The 17532-nt window shown below is 74.0% G+C and carries 17 protein-coding genes; 6 read left to right on the forward strand and 11 right to left on the reverse strand.

Annotated features, from left to right (window positions below; all coding sequences use genetic code 11):
* Positions 1–9 precede the first annotated feature (9 nt).
* Positions 10–378, reverse strand: coding sequence for a DoxX family protein (locus FE251_RS10775; RefSeq protein WP_139072485.1), 369 nt, complete (start codon positions 376–378; stop codon positions 10–12).
* A gap of 165 nt (positions 379–543) precedes the next feature.
* Between FE251_RS10775 and ku the strand changes: the two genes are divergently transcribed.
* Genes ku through FE251_RS10795 form a run of 5 tightly spaced genes read left to right on the forward strand, consistent with a single transcriptional unit; the run spans position 544 to position 3828 of the window.
* Positions 544–1515 carry a non-homologous end joining protein Ku gene (ku, locus tag FE251_RS10780; protein ID WP_139948754.1) on the forward strand — a complete coding sequence of 324 codons (972 nt, stop codon included), beginning with the start codon at positions 544–546 and terminating at the stop codon, positions 1513–1515.
* A gap of 41 nt (positions 1516–1556) precedes the next feature.
* Positions 1557–2216 carry a DsbA family oxidoreductase gene (locus tag FE251_RS10785; RefSeq protein ID WP_139948755.1) on the forward strand — a complete coding sequence of 220 codons (660 nt, stop codon included), beginning with the start codon at positions 1557–1559 and terminating at the stop codon, positions 2214–2216.
* On the forward strand, positions 2213–2353 hold the full coding sequence (locus FE251_RS15540) for a hypothetical protein (protein ID WP_168202709.1): 141 nt from the start codon (positions 2213–2215) through the stop codon (positions 2351–2353). The genes FE251_RS10785 and FE251_RS15540 overlap by 4 nt, the downstream gene beginning before the upstream one ends.
* Before the next feature lie 40 nt (positions 2354–2393).
* Positions 2394–3185, forward strand: coding sequence for an NAD-dependent epimerase/dehydratase family protein (locus FE251_RS10790; protein ID WP_139072488.1), 792 nt, complete (start codon positions 2394–2396; stop codon positions 3183–3185).
* A 22-nt stretch (positions 3186–3207) separates the two neighbouring features.
* On the forward strand, positions 3208–3828 hold the full coding sequence (locus tag FE251_RS10795; RefSeq protein WP_139948756.1) for a GyrI-like domain-containing protein: 621 nt from the start codon (positions 3208–3210) through the stop codon (positions 3826–3828).
* A gap of 75 nt (positions 3829–3903) precedes the next feature.
* On the opposite strand, the gene proB is transcribed toward FE251_RS10795, so the two are convergent.
* The 9 genes from proB to FE251_RS10840 all read right to left on the reverse strand — a co-directional run bounded on the left by proB (position 3904) and on the right by FE251_RS10840 (position 12846).
* Positions 3904–5037: a glutamate 5-kinase gene (gene proB, locus FE251_RS10800; RefSeq protein ID WP_139072490.1), complete on the reverse strand. Its 1134-nt coding sequence runs from the start codon at positions 5035–5037 to the stop codon at positions 3904–3906.
* A gap of 4 nt (positions 5038–5041) precedes the next feature.
* The gene (obgE, locus tag FE251_RS10805) at positions 5042–6583 is read right to left on the reverse strand and encodes a GTPase ObgE (RefSeq protein ID WP_139072509.1); all 1542 of its coding nucleotides are present in this window, start codon (positions 6581–6583) and stop codon (positions 5042–5044) included.
* Positions 6584–6671: 88 nt separating this feature from the next.
* Positions 6672–6929 carry a 50S ribosomal protein L27 gene (gene rpmA, locus FE251_RS10810; protein ID WP_139948757.1) on the reverse strand — a complete coding sequence of 86 codons (258 nt, stop codon included), beginning with the start codon at positions 6927–6929 and terminating at the stop codon, positions 6672–6674.
* A gap of 65 nt (positions 6930–6994) precedes the next feature.
* Complete coding sequence (gene rplU / locus FE251_RS10815) at positions 6995–7303, reverse strand: 50S ribosomal protein L21 (protein ID WP_176554708.1); 309 nt, start codon at positions 7301–7303, stop codon at positions 6995–6997.
* A gap of 535 nt (positions 7304–7838) precedes the next feature.
* Positions 7839–8843 carry an iron-siderophore ABC transporter substrate-binding protein gene (locus tag FE251_RS10820; RefSeq protein ID WP_139072492.1) on the reverse strand — a complete coding sequence of 335 codons (1005 nt, stop codon included), beginning with the start codon at positions 8841–8843 and terminating at the stop codon, positions 7839–7841.
* A gap of 44 nt (positions 8844–8887) precedes the next feature.
* The gene (locus tag FE251_RS10825) at positions 8888–9709 is read right to left on the reverse strand and encodes an ABC transporter ATP-binding protein (RefSeq protein WP_139072493.1); all 822 of its coding nucleotides are present in this window, start codon (positions 9707–9709) and stop codon (positions 8888–8890) included.
* Positions 9706–10758 carry a FecCD family ABC transporter permease gene (locus FE251_RS10830; protein ID WP_139072494.1) on the reverse strand — a complete coding sequence of 351 codons (1053 nt, stop codon included), beginning with the start codon at positions 10756–10758 and terminating at the stop codon, positions 9706–9708. Before FE251_RS10830 ends, FE251_RS10825 begins: the two co-directional genes overlap by 4 nt.
* Positions 10755–11807, reverse strand: coding sequence for a FecCD family ABC transporter permease (locus tag FE251_RS10835; RefSeq protein ID WP_139072495.1), 1053 nt, complete (start codon positions 11805–11807; stop codon positions 10755–10757). The genes FE251_RS10830 and FE251_RS10835 overlap by 4 nt, the downstream gene beginning before the upstream one ends.
* Positions 11808–11826: 19 nt before the next feature.
* Positions 11827–12846: a siderophore-interacting protein gene (locus tag FE251_RS10840; RefSeq protein WP_139072496.1), complete on the reverse strand. Its 1020-nt coding sequence runs from the start codon at positions 12844–12846 to the stop codon at positions 11827–11829.
* A gap of 125 nt (positions 12847–12971) precedes the next feature.
* Here FE251_RS10840 and FE251_RS10845 point away from each other — a divergent pair, with 125 nt between their 5' ends.
* A complete protein-coding gene (locus FE251_RS10845) occupies positions 12972–13421 on the forward strand; it encodes a hypothetical protein (RefSeq protein ID WP_139948758.1) in 450 nt (149 codons plus the stop codon).
* Positions 13422–13501: 80 nt separating this feature from the next.
* On the opposite strand, the gene FE251_RS10850 is transcribed toward FE251_RS10845, so the two are convergent.
* A complete protein-coding gene (locus tag FE251_RS10850) occupies positions 13502–17242 on the reverse strand; it encodes an Rne/Rng family ribonuclease (protein WP_223147533.1) in 3741 nt (1246 codons plus the stop codon).
* Between the last annotated feature and the right edge of the window lie 290 nt (positions 17243–17532).

The following is a 17532-nucleotide window of genomic DNA, read 5'->3' on the forward strand; positions in this document are numbered from 1 at the left end:
GCCGCTCCGCTACAGGGGGTAGCCCGTGGCATGGAGGACGGCCAGCGTCCCGGCGACGACGGCCGCGACGAGCGGGACGACGAACGGCTCGCGCCGCCGGACGTGGAGCGCCGTGGCGACGAGCATCATGACGGCGAGCGCCCAGGCGGCGGCCGGCACCGCCTGCTGGCCACGCTCGAGCACCGGCGGCAGGACGAGGGCGAGCGCGCCCGCCACCTCGAGCACGCCGATGCCCTTGAGGGCGGCCGGGTGCACGTCCTCGACGTACGTCATCCCGGCGTCGTAGAGCGCCTGACGGGACTTGACGAGCTTCGAGGTGCCCGACCCGAGGAACACGACGGCCAGCAGGGCCGTGACCACCCACAACCAGATCTCCACGAGGACTCCTCCCGGCGCGCGACACTGCGCGGGGACAACCTACGGCCACCCGCACCCGCGCGGGGAGGGTTTGCGCCGGCATTCCGGATTTCCGCTGGCGGGAGTACGGTACGGGCACTTCACTGGATGCCAGTGCCACTCGACCGTGCCCGGAAGGAGGCCCGTATGCGCGCGATCTGGAAGGGCTCGATCACCTTCGGCCTCGTCAACGTCCCCATCTCCGTCTACAGCGCCACCGAGAGCCACGACCTGCGCATGCACCAGGTCCACGGCAAGGACGGCGGGCGCATCCGCTACCAGCGCCGCTGCGAGGTGTGCGGCGAGGTCGTCGAGTGGGGCGAGATCGACAAGGCGTACGACGACGGCGACCGCACCGTGGTCCTCACCGACGACGAGCTCGGGGAGCTGCCGACCGAGCGCTCCCGCGAGATCGAGATCCTCCAGTTCGTCCCGAGCGACCAGGTCGACCCGATCATGATGTCGAAGACCTACTACCTCGCACCCGCCTCGACGTCGGCCAAGTCCTACGCGCTGCTGCGCCGCACGCTCGAGGAGACCGACCGCACCGCCATCGTCTCCTTCACGCTGCGCCAGCGCACCCAGCTCGGGGCGCTGCGGGTGCGCGATGACGTCATGCTGCTCCAGACGCTGCTGTGGGAGGACGAGGTCCGCGAGCCGGACTTCACCGGCCTCGACTCCGGCGTGCGGATCAGCGCCAAGGAGCTGGAGATGGCCTCGGCCCTGGTGGAGAACTTCTCCGGGGACTTCGAGCCCGCCGACTACACCGACGAGTACCAGGAGCAGCTGCGCACCCTCGTGGAGGCCAAGCTCGAGCAGGGCGACACCGTCGACACCGAGGAGACCTTCGGCGAGCAGGAGAAGGGCGAGGAGGCCGAGGTGCTCGACCTCATGGAGGCGCTGCGCCGCTCGGTCTCCGCGGCCAAGGAGAAGAAGTCCGGCGGCAGCTCGGCGAAGGGCTCCGGATCCTCGGCGTCGTCCTCCGGCTCGCGCTCCCCCCGCAAGGCCTCCGGCGGCGCGAAGGCCTCCTCCTCGACCGAGAAGAAGCCCGCGGCGTCGGCCGCGAAGAAGTCGGGGACGACCACCCGCAAGAAGCCGGCGAGCAAGAAGTCCGCCTGACCCCCGGGAAGGTTTCGGCGTCGGGTGTGGTTCACCCGGGTATGACCGAACCCCTCCACGTCGACGTCTGGTCCGACATCGCCTGCCCCTGGTGCTACATCGGCAAGCGCAGGTTCGAGGCCGGGCTCGCCGCCTTCGACGGCGCCGACGACGTCACCGTCACCTACCACTCCTTCGAGCTCTCCCCCGACACCCCGGTGGACTACGACGGCAGCGTCGTCGACTTCCTCTTCGCCCACAAGGGCATGGCGCCCGAGCAGGTCGAGCAGATGCTCTCCCAGGTCACGACGATCGCGGCCGACGTCGGTCTCGACTACGACTTCGCCGCCGTGCGCCAGACCCGCACGCTCCTGGCGCACGAGGCGCTCCACGCCGCCCGCGCCCAGGGCCGCCAGCTCGAGCTCGTCGAGCGGCTCTTCGCGGCGTACTTTCAGGAGGGGCGGCACCTCGGCTCGGTCGACGAGCTCGTCGCGCTCGGCTCCGAGGCCGGGCTCGACGGCCACGCGCTGCGCGACGCCCTGGAGCACGGCACCTACGCCGACGCCGTGGCGCAGGACATCTCGCAGGCGCGCCAGTACGGGATCCAGGGCGTGCCGTTCTACGTCATCGGCGGCAAGTACGGCGTCTCCGGCGCGCAGCAGCCCGAGGTGTTCACCCAGGCGCTCGAGCAGGTGCGCAGCGAGCAGGTGGAGGCCCGGTGAGCGGGCTGCCGCTCTCCCCCTTCCCTCCCCAGCCGGGCCTCGTCCCGCTCGGGGAGCAGGACGCCGGCGTGTGCGTCGACGGCGTGTGCGCCGTGCCCGATCCCGCGGAGGACGGCTCGGACGTCGAGGAGCGCTGAACGACGGGCGCGCCGCGCCACGGTGTCCCACGATGGGGGGATGACTTCGACGGACCGACGGACACGTGTGCTTCTCACCGGCGCGAGCGGCGGCATCGGACAGCTGCTCGAGGAACGCCTGGGCTCTGACTACGACGTCGTGACCCACGGCCGGACGCCGGCGGACGAGCACCAGGAACGGACCATGCACCGGGCCGACCTCGACGACTACGACGAGGTGCGAGAGCTCATGGACGGAGTCGACGTCGTCGTCCACCTCGCCGGGTCGGCGTCACCGGAGTCGGAGTGGGACGCGGTCCTCACCGCGAACATCGTGGGGCTGCGCAACGTGCTCGAGGCGGCGCGTGAGGCCGGCGTGCGGCGGTTCGTCTTCGCCTCGTCCAACCACGCGATGGGCATGTACGACCGGCTCGGTGAGTGGCCCGTCTACCCCCACCACCTGCCCCGCCCCGACTCGCTGTACGGGGTGTCGAAGGTGTTCGGGGAGACGCTCGGGCGGTTCTACCACGACGAGCACGGCATCGAGTTCATCGCCCTGCGCATCGGCTGGTACACCGAGGACCCGCTGGAGGCGCAGGACGACATCCTGCGCGCGATGTGGCTGAGCCCGGACGACACCGAGCACGTCGTGCGCCGCGCCATCGAGGCGGACGTCCCCTACGGCGTCTACTACGCCATCTCCGACAACCCCAACCGGCGCTGGGACCTCACCAACACGATGCTCGAGCTCGGCTACCGGCCGAAGGACGACTGGACGACCCTGCCCGGCGCCCAGGAGGACGTCGTCGAAGGTGGCGCGGACGCGCCGTCGAGCTGGCCCGAGGGCTCCTGAGCCCGCGCGGCCGTGCGCACGCATGAAGGCTGACCTCAAGAAGGAGATCGCCACCTACACCGCGCGCCGCGGTGAGTTCTCGGTCGTCACCGTGCCGGCCCTGCAGTTCCTCATGGTCGACGGGCACGGCGACCCCAACACCTCGACGGCGTACCAGGACGCCCTGTCCTCGCTCTACCCCGTCGCGTACACGCTGAAGTTCCTCAGCAAGGGCGAGCTCGGCCGCGACTACACGGTGATGCCGCTCGAGGGCCTGTGGTGGTCCACGGACATGGCCGCGTTCACCACCGACCGGGACAAGTCCCGGTGGTCCTGGACCATGATGGTCATGGTCCCCGAGTGGATCACGGGCGAGCACCTGGGCGCCGCCGTCGAGACGGTCGCGCGCAAGGGAGGCGCCCCCGCCCTCGACGCCGTGCGCCTGGAGACGTTCGACGAGGGCCTGTGCGTCCAGACCCTCCACGTCGGGTCCTACGACGACGAAGCGCCGGTGCTCGAGGAGATGCACGACCGCTTCATCCCCTCGCACGGTCTGCGGATGACCGGCAAGCACCACGAGATCTACCTCAGCGACGCGCGGCGCACGGCCGCCGACCGGCTGCGCACGATCCTGCGGCAGCCCGTGGCCAGGACGGACGCCTAGCGACCGGCTCGGCCGCACGCTCGTCCTGGGGCCGCTCCGGTGCCGCGCCGTCCAGCTCTCTCGCGGCGGGGTGGGTCAGTAGCGACGCACGATGACGAGGTCGTCGCGGTGGACGACGGGACGGGGATGGGGGGCGCCGTCCTCCTCCCGGAGCTGGGCGGTGGTCCTGCCCTGCATCTGGGCCACCTCGGCCGCGCTGTGCCCGACGATGCCGCGGGCCACGACCACCCCGCCGGTGGTGGCGAGCTCGACCGGGTCGCCCGGCTCGAAGTCCCCCTCGACGCCCACGACGCCCGCGGCGAGCAGCGACCGCTTGCCGTGGGTGATCGCGTGGATCGCGCCGTCGTCGAGCACGAGCCGGCCCGCGGTGCGCGCGGCGTGCGCCAGCCACAGCCGGCGGGTGCTCTTGCGCCGCCCGGTGGCCGCGAACCACGTGCCCACCGGCTCCCCGGCCAGCGCCCGGTCGGCGTTGGCGGCCGCGGTGAGGACGACGGGCACGCCCGCGCTCGTCGCGATCGACGCCGCCTCGAGCTTGGTGACCATGCCACCGGTCCCGATGGTCGTGCCCCGTCCGGTCACCTCGATGCCGGCGAGGTCCTCCGGCCCGTGCACCTCCGCGATGCGCCGGGCGCCGGGCCTGCTCGGCGGCCCGTCGTACAGGCCGTCGACGTCGGTGAGCAGGACGAGGACGTCGGCGCGCACGAGGTGGGCGACGAGCGCCGCGAGGCGGTCGTTGTCCCCGAACCGGATCTCGTCGGTCGCGACGGTGTCGTTCTCGTTGACGACGGGCACGACGCCGAGGGCGAGCAGCCGCTCGAGTGCGCGCTGGGCGTTGCGGTAGTGCTGGCGGCGGATGAGGTCCTCGGCGGTGAGGAGCACCTGGCCCACACGCCGGCCGTGCTGGGCGAAGGCCTCGGTGTAGCGGGCCACGAGGATCCCCTGGCCCACCGACGCCGTCGCCTGCGCGGTCGCGAGGTCGTTCGGGCGCATCGGCAGCCCGAGCGGCGCGATCCCGGCGGCGATCGCGCCGGAGGACACGAGGACGACCTCCTGCCCGGCGGCGCGGCGCCCGGCGATGACCGCCGCGAGCCAGCGGACGCGGTCGAGGTCGAGCCGGCCGTCGGACCCGGTGAGGGAGGACGAGCCGATCTTCACGACGACCCGTCCGGCCCGCGGGATGCCGGAACGGTCGAGGAGCGCGGGATTCACGGGGCTATTGTGCCGCGTGCGGCTCCTCGGGCTCGGGAGTGGCCCAGTGTCCGGACTCCCGCTCGGTCCACAGCTCCTCGCGGGCGGCGGCCTTGGCGTCCATCCGCTCCTTGTACCCCTTGCGCCGCTCGGCGCGCGAGGAGCGGGGAGCGTACTCGACGTCCTCGATCCGCTGGTCGCTGCCGCGCGGGCCGAGGAGCTCGGCGCCGGTGAGCATGGTCGGCTCCCAGTCGAAGATGACCCCGCCCTCGACCGGGCCGATGACGACCTCGTCGCCGGGCTTCGCGCCCGCCTTGAACAGCTCGTCCTCCACGCCCAGGCGGGCGAGCCGGTCGGCGAGGTAGCCGACCGCCTCGTCGTTGGCGAAGTCGGTCTGGCGCACCCACCGCTCGGGCTTGGCGCCGCGGACCTGGTAGAAGACGCCGTCGTGGCGGTGACGGGCGGTCACGGTGAAGCCGGCGTCGTCGACCGCCTTGGGCCGCAGGACGACGCGCGTGGGCTCGGCGGCGGGGGCCGCGGCCCGCGCCTCGGCGACGAGCCGGGCCAGCGCGAAGGACAGCGGGCGCAGGCCCTCGTGGCTGGCTGCGGAGATCTCGTGGACCTCCAGACCGCGGGCCTCGATCTCGGGCCGGACGAGCTCGGCGAGGTCACGGGCCTCGGGGACGTCGACCTTGTTGAGGACGACGACGCGCGGACGCTGCGCGAGCGGGAGCCGGCCGGCGACGGTGAGGTCCTCGGCGTAGGCCGAGAGCTCGGCCTCGATGGTGTCCAGGTCGCTGATCGGGTCACGGTCGGGCTCGAGGGTGGCGCAGTCGAGGACGTGGACGATGACGGCGCAGCGCTCGATGTGGCGCAGGAAGTCCAGGCCCAGTCCCTTGCCCTGGCTGGCGCCGGGGATGAGGCCGGGCACGTCGGCGACGGTGTAGCGCTCGTCGCCGGCCTGGACGACGCCGAGGTTCGGCACGAGCGTGGTGAAGGGGTAGTCCGCGATCTTCGGGCGGGCGGCGGACATCGCGGCGATGAGGCTCGACTTGCCCGCGCTGGGGAAGCCGACGAGCGCGACGTCGGCGACGCTCTTGAGCTCGAGGACGAGCTCGGTGGTCTCCCCCTCCTCACCGAGGAGCGCGAAGCCGGGAGCCTTGCGGCGCGGGGAGGCGAGGGCGGCGTTGCCCAGGCCGCCGTGACCGCCGGCGGCGGCGACGAACTGGGTGCCGGCCCCGACGAGGTCGGCGAGGACCTCACCGTCCTTCGTCTTGACGACGGTGCCGTCGGGCACGGCGAGGACGAGGTCCTCCCCGTTCTTGCCGTTGCGCAGGTCCCCTGCACCCTGGGCGCCGTTCGTGGCGCGGCGGTGCGGGGAGTGGTGGTAGGCGAGCAGCGTCGTCGTCTGCGGGTCGACCTCGAGGATGACGTCCCCGCCCCTGCCGCCGTTGCCGCCGTCGGGGCCGCCGAGGGGCTTGAACTTCTCACGCCGGACGGAGGCGACGCCATTGCCGCCGTTGCCGCCGGCTACGTGCAGCACGACCCGGTCGACGAAGCTGGCCATCTGTCCTCCTACTGTGTTGCGGATACGGCAGCGGGGGCGGACGGCTCGTGCCGTCCGCCCCCGCCGGAAGCGTGTGGAGCGGTGTCGCTCAGGCCTCGGCCGCGACGACGTTGACCGTCTTGCGCCCGCGCTTGGAGCCGAACTCGACGGCGCCGGCGGCGAGGGCGAACAGGGTGTCGTCCTTGCCGCGGCCGACGTTGTCGCCGGGGTGGAACTTGGTGCCACGCTGGCGGACGATGATCTCGCCGGCGTTGACGACCTGACCGCCGAAGCGCTTGACGCCGAGGCGCTGCGCGTTCGAGTCGCGGCCGTTCCGGGATGAGCTGGCGCCCTTCTTGTGTGCCATCTCGAACCTGCTTTCGTGGTGAGGGGGGAACGGGTGCGGAACCGGGCCCGGTGGGACCGCGAGCCTTACTTGATGCCGGTGACCTTGACGCGGGTCAGCTCCTGGCGGTGACCCTGACGCTTGCGGTAGCCGGTCTTGTTCTTGAACTTCATGATCGTGATCTTCTTGCCGCGCTCGGCGCGGACGATCTCGGCGGTGACGGTGACCTTGGCCAGGTCGTCCGCGCCGGTGGTCACCTTGTCGCCGTCCACGAGCATGAGCGGGGTGAGGTTGACGGTCTCACCAACCTTGCCGCCAACCCTGTTCATGACGACGACGTCGCCGACGGACACCTTCTCCTGTCGGCCGCCGGCCTTGACGATCGCGTACACCACGTTGCTGCTCATCTCTGTCGTTACGGGACCTCGCGCGGCGGCCGTCAGGCCGGCACGCGCAAGGCGTACAAGGGAGGCGCGTCCGAGACGCACCGACGTTCTAGGGTACGCGCCGCGCCCCGCTCGGGCAAATGTGCAAAGCCCGGTGGAGCCGCGGAACGGGTGTGCTCTCGCGCACACCGCGCCCTGCTCGCCGCCCCTACTCTACCCGCCCCGAGCCCCGCTCCCACCCACCCGCACCGAGACCCCCGTCTCCCCTCCCCCCACCCTCCGCGACCTACCGCCGAGAGCTGGATCCTGCACCCGGCCTTCCGCTCCACCCACCCCGCCCTCTTCTCACCGAGCGCTGGATCCTGCACTCGCCGACCAGGTCGGCTGACGCGCACGATCCAGCGCTCGGCGGGTGCGGGGTGGGCTGGGGTGGGGGTGAGGTGGGGTGGGTGCGAGGGCACGCCCCCGGCGACGGCGAGAGCCGGACCCTGCGCGGGGCAGGATCCGGCTCTCGGCGGAGAAGGGCGGGACGACCGGGAGTCGGTCAGCCGATCTGGTCGACGGCGGCGCTGATGGCGTCGACGTACTCGTCCAGGCCCCAGTTGATCGACAGCGCGGTGGGCGGGGACATCGCGGCGATGAGCTGGTCACCGGTGATGTTCGCGATGGCACCGTCCTGCACGGCCGGGATCGCCTGGGCGTAGGACTGGGCGAGGAAGTTCTCGATCTCCTCCTCGGTGCTCGCGTAGTTGACGATGACGTCGGCGTCGAGCTTGTCGGTCTCCTCGTAGGACAGGGAGTAGACGAAGGTCTCCCCGCCCGTGTCGAGCTCCTCGACGGACGGCGCGCTCTCCAGGCCGAGGTCGAGCAGGAAGTCCACGCGCGAGTCGGCCGGCTTGTAGACGTAGAACGTGCCGCCGACGTCCCAGATCGCGGCCACGGTGACGCCGTCGAGCTCGGGGTGGGCGGCGGCGGTCTCCTCGAGGGTGGCGTCGAGCTCGGCGACGAGCGCGTCGGCCTCCTCGTCCATGCCGAGGGACTCACCGACGATCGAGACGACGTCGCGCCACGGCGTGGTCCACGGCTCCTCGGGGTAGACCACGGTGGGGGCGATCTCGCTGAGGATGTCGTACTGCTCCTCGGTGATGCCGGAGTAGGGCGCGAGGATGACGTCGGGGTCGAGCGCGTCGATGTCCTCGTAGGCCGGCTCCTCGACCGTGGCGGGGAGGATCGTGGGCTCCGCCTCGACCTCGGCAAGGGCCTCGTTGACCCACGGCAGCAGCCCGTTCTCGTCGACGGCGTAGGTCTGCGCCTCGATGCCGACGGGGACGACACCGAGCGCGAGCGCGGCCTCGGTGGAGCCCCAGCCGAGGGTGACGACGTCGGTCGCGCCGGCGGGGATCTCGGTGCTGCCGAAGGCGTGCTCGATCGTCACTGCCTCCGCGGTCGCGGTGGTCTCGCTGCCTGCGGGCTCCTCGGCGTTGCCGCAGGCGGTGAGGGCGAGGGCCACGGTGGCGGTGAGGGCCACCGGGATGGAACGTCGGGACACTGGATGGTCTCCTTGGGGAAGTGGTCGGTTGACAGGGGTATGGGTCACCCGGGGAGGCGGGTGGGGGGCCGGCTCGCGTACGGGCCGATGGGCACGACCATCGGCGAGCCGGTCACCGGGTCGGGCACGACGCGCGCGCGGAGCGCGAACGCGTCGGCCACGAGCTCGGTGGTGAGGACCTCGCTCGGAGGGCCGAGCGCGGTGATCTCGCCGTCGCACATGACGACGAGGTGGTCGGCGTACCGGGCGGCGAGGTTGAGGTCGTGGAGGACCATCGCCACCGTGGTGCCACGCTCGCGGTTGAGGTCGGCGAGCAGGTCGAGGACCTCGAGCTGGTGGGTGACGTCGAGGAACGTCGTCGGTTCGTCCAGCAGGAGGATGTCGGGGTCCTGGGCCAGCGCCATGGCGATCCACACGCGCTGGCGCTGGCCACCGGAGAGCTCGTCGACGCGGCGCGCGGCGAGCTCGAGGGTGCCGGTGGCCTCCAGGGCCGCGGCCACGACGCCGTCGTCGGCCGCGTCCCACTGCCGGAACCAGCCCTGGTGGGGGTGGCGGCCGCGGCCGACGAGGTCGGCGACGGTGATGCCCTCGGGGGCGGTGGGGCTCTGCGGGAGGATGCCGACGGTACGGGCGACGTCGCGGGAGGGGAGCTTGTGGAGCGGGGTGCCGTCCAGCAGCACGGCGCCGCCCGCGGGCCGCAGCAGGCGCGCCAGGCCGCGCAGCAGCGTCGACTTGCCACAGCCGTTGGGCCCGACGATGACGGTGACGGCGCCGGGCGGCAGCGCGAGGTCCAGCCCGGTGACCACCTTCCGGCCGTCGTAGGCGAGGCTGAGCCCGACGGCGCGCAGGTCGTGCTCGGCGGTCATGAGGTCGCCTCCCGGCGGTCGGTGGTGGCGAGCAGCCACAGCAGGTAGGCGGCCCCGACGATGCCGGTGACGATTCCCACGGGGACCTCCAGGGACGGGACGAGGTGCGTGGCGAGGAGCTCGGCGGCGAGGACGACGACGGCGCCCACGAGGGCGGCCGGGCCGAGGACCGTCCCCCCGCTCGGCAGCAGGCGGCGCGCGATCGGCGCGGAGACGAAGGCGACGAACGCGACCGGACCGGCGAAGGCGGTGGCGCCGGCGGTGAGGGCGACGGCGAGGGCGAGGGCGAGCAGCCGGGCGCGCTCGACGCGCACGCCGAGACCGCCTGCCGCCTCGTCCCCGAGCCCGAGGGCCCGCAGCTGCCAGGAGACGCCGACGACGAACGGGATGAGCACGAGGATGACGACGGCGAGCACGGCGACGTCGCCCCACCGGGGCGTGCCGATGCTGCCGACCATCCACACGAGCGCGGCGCGCACGTCGTTGACCTCGGCGCGGGTGAGGAGGTACCCGATGGCGCCGTTGACGACGAACGCGGCCGCGACGCCGATGAGGACGAAGCGGAAGCCGGTGACGCCGTCGCGCCAGGCGAGCAGGTAGATCGCCACAGCGACCACGGTGGCCCCGAGGAAGGCGGCGATGCCGACGGCGGCGCCGCTGAGCCCGAGCCCGAGGATCGCGAACGCGGCCGCCAGGCTCGCGCCGCCGCTGACGCCGAGGATGTCGGGGCTGGCGAGCGGGTTGCCGAGCACGGACTGGAAGATCCCGCCGGCGATCCCGAGGGCCGCGCCCACGAGCACGGCGAGGACGACCCGCGGCAGGCGCAGCCGCCCGATGGTGAACTCCCCGCCGCCCTCGCCGGTGCCGAGCAGGCCGGCGAAGTAGTCGAGGGTGTCGGCCGTGCGGCCGCCCCACACGAGACTGAGCCAGGCCAGCACGAGCACCGCGGCGACGAGCACGGCGCACACGAGGACCGCGCGGCGCCGCCGCGCGTGGCGGACGGTGCGCAGCACGTCGCGGGCGGGGGCGGGGGTCGCGATCGTCGTCATAGCCCGGCCAGCCGTGCTCGGCGGACGATGGCGACCATCACGGGCGCGCCGACGAGGGCGACGACGAGGCCGACCTCCAGCTCACCCGGGCGGGCGACGAGCCGGCCGATGACGTCCGCGGTGAGGAGGAGCGCAGGACCGACGACGGCGGCGAAGGCGAGCACCCAGCGGTAGTCCGGCCCGGTGAGCGGGCGGACGATGTGCGGCACGACGAGCCCGACGAAGACGACCGGGCCGGCGAGGGCGGTCGCCCCTCCGGCGAGGAGGACGGCGGCGAGCACGGCGAGGAGCCGCGAGCGGCGGATGTCCAGGCCCAGCCCGCGGGCGAGGTCCTCCCCCATCGACAGCAGGTTGAGCGCGCGTCCGGAGAGCAGGGCGAGGACGGCGCCCACGGCGAGGAAGGGCAGGAGCGTGACGAGGACGTCGGCGCCGGTGCCGCTCCCCCGGCCCGCGAGGGAGCCGACCGCCCAGAAGCGGTAGGTGTTCGTCGCCGTCGTGCTGCCCAGGAGCAGGAGCGTGAGCACCGAGGTGATGCCCGCGGTGAGCGCGGTGCCGACGAGCGCGAGCTTGACCGGGGTCGTGCCGCTGCGGCCCATCGAGCCGATGCCGTAGACGACGACCATCGCGGCCGCCGCGCCCGCGAAGGCGAACCACACGTACCCGGCCGGGCTGGTGATGCCCAGGACGGTGATCGACAGGACGACGGCGAGCGAGGCGCCGGCGTTGATGCCGAGCAGGCCGGGGTCGGCGAGGGGGTTGCGGGTGACGCCCTGCATGACGGTGCCCGCGAGGCCGAGCGCGCAGCCGACCAGCAGCCCGACGACGGTGCGCGGCAGCCGCTGGTCCAGGACGACGTTGTGGTCCGCGTCGCCCGGCACGCGTGCGGTGAGCGCGTCGACGACGGTGCCGAGCGGGATGTCTCGGGCACCGAGCGCGAGGCTGGCCGCGACGACGAGGAGCAGCAGCACGGCCGCGCCGGCGAGCGCGAGCACGCGCCGCCGGGTGGGGGCGGTGCGTCGTCGGGGGTCGGTGGTGAGGGTCTGGGTCATCGACGGGTGGTGCGCGGGGTCACTGCGCCTCGGCGCGGCCCTGGCGCCAGTAGCCCATGAACGCGACGCGGCGCCGGCAGACGCCGACCTCGCTCACGAGCAGGCGGCGCAGCGTCTTGATGACGGCGGCCTCGCCGGCGAACCAGGCGTAGAAGTCGGAGCCGCAGCGCTCGCCGCGGCCGCAGCTGTCGATCGGCTGGATCTGCAGGACCGGGGAGTCCCACAGGAGCTGGGAGTCGACGTCGACGTCCTCGAGGGTCTGGCGCTCGACGGCGCGGGCGCCGCCGAGCAGCGCCGCGTGCGAGTCGACCCAGGAGCGGACGGCGGGGACGAGCTCCTCGCCGTGGGCGCGGCCCTCCCGGCTGAGCCAGGTGAGGCGGGCGCCCGGCGGCAGGGTGACGTCGAGGACGTCACCGGCCTCGGGCACCTCGATGAACGCGCGGGCACGGCGGCCGGCCGGCAGGCTCTCGAGGATCGAGCAGATCGCGGGGGCGGCGGTCTCGTCGCCGGCGAGGAGGAGGTCGGTGGCGGTGCCGGGCGACCAGTCCGAGCCGACGGCGTTGTCGCGGGAGCGGGCGTCGGGGCCGACGAGGACGACGCGGTCGCCGACCTGGGCCCGGGTGAGCCAGCGTGAGGCGGGACCGGCGTCGCCGTGGACGACCATGTCGATGTCGACCTCGCGGCTCGCGGGCCGCGCGGCGCGCACGGTGTACGTGCGGAACGGGCTGCGCCGGTCCTCCGGGGTCTGGCGCCAGCGCTCGTACCAGGTGCCCGCGAGGATCGTCTCCTCGTCCTCCTGGCCGACGTCGGTGAGGTGGCCGTCCTCGAGCGGGAGCACGAGCTTGACCCGCTGGTCGTGGCCGTGGGTGCCGAACCACCGCAGGTCCGCGCCGGTGAGGGTGACGCGCCGGAAGCTCGGCCCGAGCACACGGACGGCGGCCACCTCGACGGCGAAGGGCCGGTACGCGGGACGCCCGTCGAGCGGGACGTCCTGCGTGGCGACCGCCTCGTCGGTCGGGCCCTGAAGTGAGGTGAGCATTACCTAAGTAGACCACCTGCGTGGCGCCCGACGCCAGACCGAAGGTCCCAAGTCTCACGGGGAGGTCCCCGCGAGGCGGGAACGCCCGTCCCGGCGATGTCGGTGGTCGGTGGCACGATGCGGTCATGGACGACGGCGAGCAGGTCCCGGTCTCGGCGCAGGACCTCCTCACGTCCTTCTTCGCCACGGCGCCGGTCGCTGCGCACCCGGCGATCCGGGCGCGGGTGCCGCGGGTGCGTGCCCACCTGCTCACCTACCTGGACACCGAGGCGGAGGACTGCCTGACGAACGACGAGCTCACCCTCCTCCACGCCGAGCGTCAGCTCCAGCCCCGGGACGCGGTGCTGCGGGTCGTCGGCGCGGAGGCACTCCTCGTCGCCCTGCCCGGCTTCTGCCACCCGGCGTGGCTGCTGCCGGCGCTGGCGGACGCCCACGCGCAGCTGCGCGTGGTGGCGGCGCTGCGTGACCGGCTGGCCGAGGAGCCGCTCGGCACCGACGCCGTGTGCCTGCTGCGCGACGTGGACGCCGCGGTGCGCCGGGCCCAGGCCGTGCTCGACGGTTCACCGGCGGCCTGAGGCGACGGCCCCTGCCCGGGCGCCGGGGCCCGGACACGAGAAACGCCCGCCCCCGGAGGGGCGGGCGTTCTCCGTGCAGGTCAGGCCGTGATCGGCCCGCCGGAGGTCACGCGGCGGTGGCGCCGCTTGCGTCCGGTGGAGGGCTGCTCGGCCGGCGGCTCCTCCGCGGCCGGCTCCTCCGAGGGCACCGGCGCGGCTGCCGGCTCCTCGGCGGGCACCGGCTCGGCGACCGGCTCGGCGGCGACGGGCTCGGCTGCAGCAGGCTGCTCGGCCGTGCTCGGCTCCTCGGCGGCGGGCTCGTCGGCCTCCACCTGGACCTGCGCCTCGGCGGGGGCCGGGGCGGCGGGCTCGCCGTGTCCGTTGGGCAGCGCGGCCGCCAGCGCGTCGAGGCTCGCCTTGACGTCCTCGACCTTCCGGCTGGTCGCGTCGACCGCGGCGGGGAGCTCCACGGTGGGCGTGGTCTCCCGCACGGGCTCGGGCAGCTCGATCGCGGGCGTCGTCCCGCGCCTGCCGCCGCGGGCACCGGAGCCCCGCCTGGACCCGCGCGCCGGGGCGGCCTGCGCGGGCTCGGGCGTGACCTCGGGCTCGGGGGTGGCCTCGGGCTCGGGGGTGGCCCCGGGCTCGGAGGCCTGCTCCGGCTCGGGCGCGGCGTCGGGGGTGGACCCGGTCTCGGGCTCCTGCTCGGGCTCGGCGTACGCCGTCCGGTGGGCGGGCTTGTCCGAGTGGGCCTGGGCCGCTGCGGCCGCGATGGTCGCGAGCGTGGCCTTGACCGCCTCGCGGGCGGCCTGCGACTCCTGCTCGTCCCCACCCTCGGCGGTCTCCGCGGAACGTCCTCCGCGTCCGCGGCGTCGCCGGCTGCCGCCGTCGCCCCCGTTGTCGCCGCCGGAGCCGCCCTTCTCCACCGGGTGGTCGTGGACGATGAACCCGCGGCCGCCACAGTGCTCGCACGGCTCGCTGAACGCCTCGACGAGGCCCTGGCCCACCCGCTTGCGGGTCATCTGGACGAGCCCGAGGGAGGTGACCTCGGCGACCTGGTGACGCGTGCGGTCGCGGCCGAGACACTCGACGAGGCGACGGAGCACGAGGTCCCGGTTGGACTCGAGGACCATGTCGATGAAGTCGATGACGATGATGCCGCCGATGTCGCGCAGCCGGAGCTGGCGGACGATCTCCTCGGCGGCCTCGAGGTTGTTCTTCGTCACCGTCTCCTCGAGCGTGCCGCCCGAGCCGGTGAACTTGCCGGTGTTGACGTCGACGACCGTCATCGCCTCGGTGCGGTCGATGACGAGCGACCCGCCGGAGGGCAGGTAGACCTTGCGGTCCATGCCCTTGGCCAGCTGCTCGTCGATGCGGTACTCGGCGAAGACGTCGGCGCGGTGGGTCCAGTGGTGCATCCGGTCCACGAGGTCCGGGGACAGCTCGCGGACGTAGGAGGAGATCGTCTGCCACGCCCCGTCACCGGAGACGACGAGCGAGCCGAAGTCCTCGTTGAAGACGTCGCGGACCACGCGCACGGCGAGCTCGGGCTCGCCCTTGAGGAGCACCGGGGCGCTCTTCGCTGCCTTCGCCTTGGCCTGGATGTCCTCCCACAGCGCGGTGAGGCGCTCGACGTCGGCGCGCAGCTGCTCCTCACTCGCACCCTCGGCCGCCGTGCGCACGATGACGCCGGAGCCCTCGGGCACGACCTGCTTGAGGATCTTCTTGAGCCGGGTGCGCTCGTTCTCGGGCAGCTTGCGGGAGATGCCGGTCATCGCGCCGGAGGGCACGAGGACGAGGAAGCGCCCGGCGAGGGTGACCTGCGCGGTGAGGCGCGCGCCCTTGTGCCCGATCGGGTCCTTGGTGACCTGGACGAGCACGGGGTCGCCGGGGCTCAGCGCCTGCTCGATGCGGCGGGGCTGGCCGGACATGCCGACCGCGTCCCAGTTGACCTCACCGGCGTACAGGACGGCGTTGCGGCCCTTGCCGAGGTCGACGAAGGCGGCCTCCATGCTCGGCAGCACGTTCTGCACGCGGCCGAGGTAGACGTTGCCGACGATCGAGGTCTGCGTCTCGCGGGCCACGTAGTGCTCGACGAGCACGCCGTCCTCGAGGACGGCGATCTGGGTACGGCCGTCACGCTCGCGCACGATCATGGAGCGGTCGACGGCCTCACGGCGGGCGAGGAACTCGGCCTCGGTGATCGTCGTGCGGCGGCGGCCCGCGTCGCGGCCCTCCCGGCGGCGCTGACGCTTGGCCTCCAGGCGGGTGGAGCCCTTGAGGGCGGTGATCTCGTCGCGGGCGGCGCGGCCCTCGCGAGAGGTCGCCGAGCCGTCGTCGGCGGCGCGGGCGCTCGACCCGCTCCGGCGGCGACGGCGGCGGCGACGGCTGGAGGCCGAGCCGTCGTCGTCGGTCTCGTCGTCGCCGTCGGTCCCCTCGTCGTCGGAGGACTCGGTCTCGGACTCGGACTCGACGTCCGGCGCGGCCGTCTCGTCCTGCTCGTCCTCGTCGTCGGTGGACTCGTCGGTGGACTCCTCGGCGGAGTCCTCCCGGCCACCCCCGCGGTTGCGGCGGCCACGGCCACCGCGGCGACGGCGACGGCGCTGGCCGCTCCCCTCACCGTCGGTGGTCTCCGGTGCCTCGGCGTCCTCCGGGGCCTCGATCGTCTCCTCGTCCGCCTCGGTCACCGCGGCCGGCTGCTCGGGAGCAGCGGCGGGTGCCTCGGCATCAGCGGCGGGTGCCTCGGCATCAGCGGCGGCGGCGCGCTTGCGCGGCGCGCCGGCGTCGGTGCGCACCCGGCGGCGGGCCCGCGGCTCCGGTGCCTGGAAGAGCAGCGCGGTGGCCGGCAGGCGCACCTCGGCTGCCTCCTCGACCTCCTCGGCGTCCTCGTCCTCCTCGGCCTGCTCCGCGAGCTGGCCCGGGGCGCTGAACTCGGCGAGCACGTCGATCGTCTGCTCCGCGCTGCGGGCGGCCCGACGACGGCGCGGGGCCGGGGTCTCCTCGGCGGCGGTCGGCTCGGCGTCCGTGGCGGGCGCCTCCGCGGCGACCTCGGCCTCGGGCTTCCTCGCGCGGCTGCGTCGGGCGGCGGGCGTCCGCGTCGCGGGCGCGTCGGCGGCGGCCTCGGCCGACTGCTCGGCCACGGCCTCCTCGGGCGCCGCCTCCTCGGCGGCGGGCTGCTTGCGGGCGCGGCTGCGCGGCGCGCGCTTGGGAGCGGCCGGAGTGTCGGTGGCCGCCTCGGCGGCGGGTGCCTCGGTGACCTCGGCGGCGGGCGCCTCGGGCGCGTCGGCAGCGGCGACGGGCTTGGTCGTACGGCGGCGGGTGGTCGCGGCGCGCTTCGGCGCCGGCTCCGCACTCTCCTCGGCCGGGGTGTCGGCGGGCGCCTGCGCCGGGGCGGCGGCCCTGCGCGTCCGCGGCTTGCGGGCGGCCGGGGCCTCGGCGGCTGCCGGGCTCTCCTCGGCGGCTGCCGGGGCCTGCTCGGGGGTCGCCTCGGCGGCGGCCGGCTTGCGGGTCCGGGGAGCGCGCTTGCGCGCGGGAGCGGGCACGTCGGTCTGCACGGCGGCGTCCGCAGCCGGCGCGTCGGCGGCCGGGCTGTCGGCAGCCGGCGTCTCGGCGGCCGGGGTCTCGGCGGCCGGCTTCGGCGCCGTCTTGCGGGGCGCGCGCTTGCGCGGGGCGGCCTTGGTCTCGGTGGCCTGGCCGTCGGTGGGCTGGGCCTGGGCGGGCTGCGTCTCGGCGGGCTGGGCCTCGGTCGGCTGCGCCGTCGTCGGTGCCGCCGTGGCCCGGGTGACCCGGCGTCGCTTGGGCTTCTCCACCGGCTGGGTCGACTCGGAGTCTGGTGTCGTGGTCATTGACTTGTCCCTCGCCGTGGTCACCGCCCACACCATCGGCGCCACGGCCGGTTCAGTCGTCGCCGGCGGGGGCCGACGACGGAAGTCGTTGGTTCACGTCCGACCTCCGCGGTGTGCGTCGGTCGGGCGGCGACGGCGTCGCAGGTGCCACCTGACGGACCCGAAGGACGTCCGGCGAAGACCCTCACCGCTTCTGCAGCAACGCACTCACCCGGGTGGTGAGGCGGCGCGAAGTCGAGGCGAGTACCTGTTTTCGTCGTCGGGCCGGGGAACGGGGTGTGGACCTGTCC

Source organism: Georgenia wutianyii, assembly GCF_006349365.1.
Classification (GTDB): domain Bacteria; phylum Actinomycetota; class Actinomycetes; order Actinomycetales; family Actinomycetaceae; genus Oceanitalea; species Oceanitalea wutianyii.